This window comes from Acidobacteriota bacterium (assembly GCA_040752915.1).
Lineage (GTDB): Bacteria > Acidobacteriota > UBA4820 > UBA4820 > DSQY01 > JBFLVU01.
This window is the reverse complement of the sequence record JBFMHB010000118.1, coordinates 1-4,815: the sequence shown is the minus strand read 5'-3', so window position 1 is coordinate 4,815 and position 4,815 is coordinate 1. Positions and strand designations below refer to the sequence as shown.

The 4,815-nt window shown below is 70.2% G+C and carries 5 protein-coding genes; 3 read left to right on the top strand and 2 right to left on the bottom strand.

Going from position 1 to position 4,815, the window contains the following annotated elements:
- From AB1824_13130 to AB1824_13120, 3 genes are all read left to right on the top strand, one after another.
- Positions 1 to 337 (top strand): hypothetical protein (locus AB1824_13130; protein MEW5765903.1); only part of this gene is annotated, 337 nt, incomplete at its 5' end.
- On the top strand, positions 334 to 849 hold the full coding sequence (locus tag AB1824_13125; GenBank protein MEW5765902.1) for a hypothetical protein: 516 nt from the start codon (positions 334 to 336) through the stop codon (positions 847 to 849). The genes AB1824_13130 and AB1824_13125, both read left to right, overlap by 4 nt.
- Before the next feature lie 3 nt (positions 850 to 852).
- Positions 853 to 3,495, top strand: a complete 2,643-nt coding sequence (locus tag AB1824_13120; protein MEW5765901.1) for a carboxypeptidase-like regulatory domain-containing protein — start codon at positions 853 to 855, stop codon at positions 3,493 to 3,495.
- Between the two features lie 68 nt (positions 3,496 to 3,563).
- Here AB1824_13120 and AB1824_13115 read toward each other — a convergent pair whose 3' ends face one another.
- Positions 3,564 to 4,181, bottom strand: a complete 618-nt coding sequence (locus AB1824_13115; protein ID MEW5765900.1) for a Fe-Mn family superoxide dismutase — start codon at positions 4,179 to 4,181, stop codon at positions 3,564 to 3,566.
- Between the two features lie 235 nt (positions 4,182 to 4,416).
- The coding region (locus AB1824_13110) for a shikimate dehydrogenase (GenBank protein MEW5765899.1) at positions 4,417 to 4,815 on the bottom strand (399 nt) is incomplete at its 5' end.

The window sequence follows — 4,815 nt, the reverse complement described above, 5'->3', positions numbered from 1 at the left end:
ACCGCCCGAAGGCCGCTACCCCCCCGACGAGGAATGGTTCGTCCTCTACTACGGGGCCCCCCACGTGGAAGCGCTCTTCGCCGTAGACAACCATCTGGCCGTGGTCGTGCGGGAGCGCACGAAGGAGGGCCACCGCCTGAGCCTGTGGTGGTACGACGACCAGCTCCGGCTCTTGAACAAGGAGCCCCTGGTCCTGCCCGTGGCCCTGAGGGACGCCGATTTCCTTCTCGGGACCGCGCCGTGGGGCAACAAGGAGATCCTCCTGCTTCTGGTCCGGCGCCAGCAGAATCCGTGGGGCTTGGGGACGTCCCTCCTGTTCAGGTTGAGGTTCCGATGACAGCCGGCGGCCCCATCGGTCCGGGGAACGGCATGGCGTTCTGGGGGGTCGGCGCCGCCCTCGGCTTCCTCCTCTCCTGCCAACCCTCCCCCTCGGATTCCACGTGGCGAACCCTTCAAGGTGAGGCGGAAAAGGCGCATCGTCCCTATGTGGTCTTACTGCTCGCGCCGGAACAGGGGTGCAGCTGTGCATACCTGGAAGCCTTTATCGCGGCCCGTCGAGCCCTGGCCGAGGCGGGGCACCCCGGGTATCTTCGCCTGGTGACGCGATCCGCCCGCGCGACGGCGGCCCTGGAGGCCGAAGGGGTATCCCGGGAGGAGATGGTCGAGGATCCCGACGGGAGCCTCGCCGAGGTCGCGGGCGTGCGATCCGAGGATCTGCCCTACTTCGTGGTCGTCCGCACCGAGGATCCGAAGAGGCACGTCCTCGGCCTTCGACTGGCCGGACCCCCGGCCCTTCAACGGCAGGTCGCAGGCTTGCTGGACATCCTACTCTACGATTCGGGGGGGTGAACCATGGGTCGGTGGCTTCGCGGGGTGCTGGTTCTGGCGGCGGTGTGCGTGGGCGCGGCCCGGGGTCAAGAGCGGCCGCTCTACAGTCTGGAAACCTGGCCGGGGGCTCAACCGGTGGAGGCGAGCCGGGAGGACCTCCGGGGCCGGACGTGTTCCGCGCCGTGTCTCCTTTGGGAGGGGGATGGAGGGGCGGCGTTCTGCCGCGCGGGAGAGCCCTTCCCCGCGGCCCTGCCCGGAGGCAGAACCCTCCAGGTCCGCGTCCTGAATCCCGACGGCGCACCCGCCCGGGGAATCCGGGTGGCCTGGGGGGTGGCTGGCTGGCCGGCCCTTCCCGCTCCGTGGGGGGAGAAGCCAACCGATTCGGAAGGGGTCGTCTCGCTTCGGGTGCCTCCGGCGGAGAAGGTGACCCTGTGGGTGAATGAGGAAGCCTGGGCGACCGGTGCCGTGGAGGCGGACCCCGAGATCCGAGAGGCGGTGATGCTGCTGCAGCCGGCGCCCGCGGATGTGTTCCGAATCCTGGACGGGACGGGGCGCCCCGTCTCCGGCGCACGGCTCTTGACGATCCCCCGTCGGCTCCTGGCCGATCCCCTGGCCACCACCCGTCTGCCGGGCTTCGGAATTACGGAAAGCCGGGCCGACGAGTACGGAAGGGTGCTCCTGCCCCCACAGGAAGAGGAATCCGCCGGTTGGGTCCTGGCGGCGGGGTACCGCCTCCGTGAATGGGAGGGCCCCTCGAACCGGACGATTCGGCTCGAACCCGTTGGGCCGGTCCGCCTCCTCCTTCGCCCCGAGAAAGGCGTGAAGGTCCCCGATCGTCTCACGGTCCGGACCTCCAGCAGGATGCCGGGGATCCCCTGGGCGCCCCTGGCGCTCTCGATGGAGGTGGAACCCTCCGAAGCCCGGGCCTTCCCCTTCACCAGGGGAGTCGCGGTGGAGGTGGCGGGGGAGGGGCTGGAGGCGGTCCTTCTCCAAGGGCTGGAGGAGCACGAAGGGAAATCCGTGGAGGTGCCCCTGCGCAGGGGAGCGCGCCTCGGGGGCGTCGTCCTGACGGAGGGCGGCGATCCCGTCCATGGGGCCCTGGTGGTGGTGGAGGGTCTGCCTCGAAGCGGCGCATCGTGGACGAGATCCGGCGAGAAAGGCCGGTTTCTTCTCGCGTCTCTTCCCAAGGGCACTTGGAACCTGAACCTCTCGGCGAACGGCTTCCTGGGGTCCACCTTCGGGCCTTACGGGCCCGAGGATCGGACGGACCTCCGGCTGGTCCTGCGCCGCGGCGCGGCGGTTCGGGGCCGGGTGGGCGGGGAGGAGGCCGATGAGGTCCAGGTCCTCTTGAAAGCCGATTCCCAGGAAGCCACGAACGTGTGGCAGCAGAACGTCGCCGTTCTCAAGGAGGGTTCCTTCGAGGTGGGAGGATTGCGTGCAGGCGATTATGCGCTCCTCGCCTGGAGCGCCCAAAAGGGTCGCGCATGCGTGAAGTTCACGCTCGCCGAAGGGGAGGAGAAGGATCTCGGAGACCTGGCCTTCCAGGAATCGCCCCGGGTGACGGGCACCGTGGAGGGCCCCGACGGCGAGCCGTGGGACAAAGGGGCCGATGTGCGCCTGAAGCGGATCCTGAAGGCCGCCGAGGCGGCCACGACCTACCCGCCCCGAATCCTCACGGCGAGGGCCGGCACCGACGGGGCCTTTTCCTTTACGGGGGTTCCCGAGGGCCGGTACGAAATCGGCGCCGCCTCCGAGGGGCATGGGAGCCCATCGCGCAAGATCGAGGTGGCCGAGGAGGACGTGGACGTGGGGAGCCTGACGCTGAAGCCCTCCGGCCGTCTTTCCGGGCGTCTGGTCTCCCGGGGAGGCAAGGCGGTGGAGGGCTGGCTCCTGGAGCTCAAGACCCAGGCCTACGATCCCTCCGCGCCGAAGGCGACGGCGGAGGCCGACGGTTCGTTTGATTTCGGCGAAGTGGCGTCCGGCTCCTACCGCCTGGAGGTCTACGACGGCCAGGGGCCGGCCCCCCGCGGAACCCGGGCCGTCCGGATGGAGGAAGGGCGCGAAGCGTTCGTGCTTTGGCCCATCGAGGGCGTCTCCTTCACCGCCCTCCTCCAAGCCGGGGGGCGGCCGGCCGGGGGGGCGACGCTCGTGGTGGAGCCGGCATCCGACGGCTTCGAGGAAGGGGGGATGCTCCAGGTCTCCGGGGCCGGAAGCGCCACCCTTTTCGGCATGCCCGCCCGCCTCCTTCGGGCCAAAGCCGACGAGGCCGGATTCGTCTCGATGGCGGATGCCTGCCCCGGTCCGGCCCACGCCGCCCTCTTCTGGGAAGGGGCCCAGTACGTCGCTCCGGTCGACGTCCCCGACCGAGAGGGTGTGACCGTTTCATGGAATTTCTCAGGGGTCGCCCTTCAGGGCCACGTGGTGGATGGGGCCGGCATGCCCGTTCCGAGGGCGGCCGTCTCCTTCGCGTACGAGGGATTCGGGGAAAGTCCGACTCGGGGAGTGGAGACCGGCGCCGACGGAACCTTCTCCTTTCCCTCCCTGGGGGCCGGGCAGATCCTTCTCACGGCCCGCGCCGAGGGAGGACGAACGGGCACCCTGGTTGTCGAAGTGAAAGACCAGCCCCTTTCGGGGCTCTTGATCCGCCTGGAAAACGGAAATCCGTGAAGGGGAATTCGGCGGGCGAAAGGGCGGGCGAAGGCCCGCCCTCCCGCGTCGCCGCTTGGCCGCTCGCGTCAGAACCGAGCGGGGATCTTGCCGGCGGAGGCCTCGGCGAAGCGCTTCTCCACCGCCTCCCAGTTCACGTTCTCGAAGAAGGCCTTCATGTAGTCGGGGCGGCCCGTGGCGGGGAAGTCCACCATGTAGGCGTGCTCGAAGACGTCCAGGACGAGGATGGGCACGAAGCCCGCCACGTTCCCATCCTCGTGGAGCTGGATGAAGTGGTTCGTGAGCCAGCCCGTTGCGGGGTCGAGGTAGAGGACGGCCCAGCCGATGCCGCGGGTGGCGCCGCACTTCACGCAGTCGTCCTTCCAGGCCTCGAAAGAGCCGAACTGCTCCGAAAGGGCCTTCCGAAGGGGCGAGGCGTCGCCGGGCTCGGCCACGGCCGCCTTCAGGTTCCCGAAGTAGTATTCGTGCAGGACCATGCCGTTGTACTCGAAGCCGAAGCGCCGGCGCCGGTCGGCGTAGAGGGGGGTGGCGCCCTTGCCCTCCTTGCGCAGGGCCTCGAGTTCGGCCTTGAGGGCGTTCGACTGGGCCACGTACCCCTCGTAGAGCTTCCAGTGCTGGGCGATCTGGTTCTCCGAGAGGCCCTTGAGGTTCGAGGGCTTGAGGTGGGTTTTCGCTTCGTAGGCCATGGCGGGTCCTCCTCCCGTGCGTGTAAGCGGGGCCCCGGGGGCCCCGGTTTCGGCGATGGCTCCCGCCCAGGTTCCCGCCGCATGCAGGGCGGCGGCACCGGCGGCGGTAGCCGCAGACACTCGAACGAACGTCCTCCGGTCCATGCTCTCCTCCGACGCGGCCGGCGGACCCGGCCTCCAGGAACTCAACGGATGGACGTGTGGGCTTTATTCTCGCCGGGGGAGGGGCGGCGCGTCAAGGAACGGGGGGGCGCCGCCCGGTGAAGAGCCGGAACTGCAAACGCGCCTGGGCCTCCAGCATGGCCTCGCCGGGCACGGCCCTCAGGCCCCGGGCGCGGGCCTCCCGCAGGAGGGGCGTTCCCCCCTCCCGCACCACGAGGTCGAAGACGGTCCGGCCCGCCAGGGGGAAGGGGTACGGCGTCTCCTCCTCCTCCTGGCCCGAGGGGGTGGCGTTCACGAGGAGGTCCCATGGGGTCCGGCGGCGGTCCTCCCAAGGGACCGGATCGAGCCCCAGCCTCAAGGCGAGGGACCGGGCCCGGGCGGGGTCCCTCGAGGCGACGGCCACGGGGCCTTTCCCGCGAAGGGCCAGGGCCACGGCCGCCGCGGCCCCGCCCGCCCCGAGGAGGAGGACGCG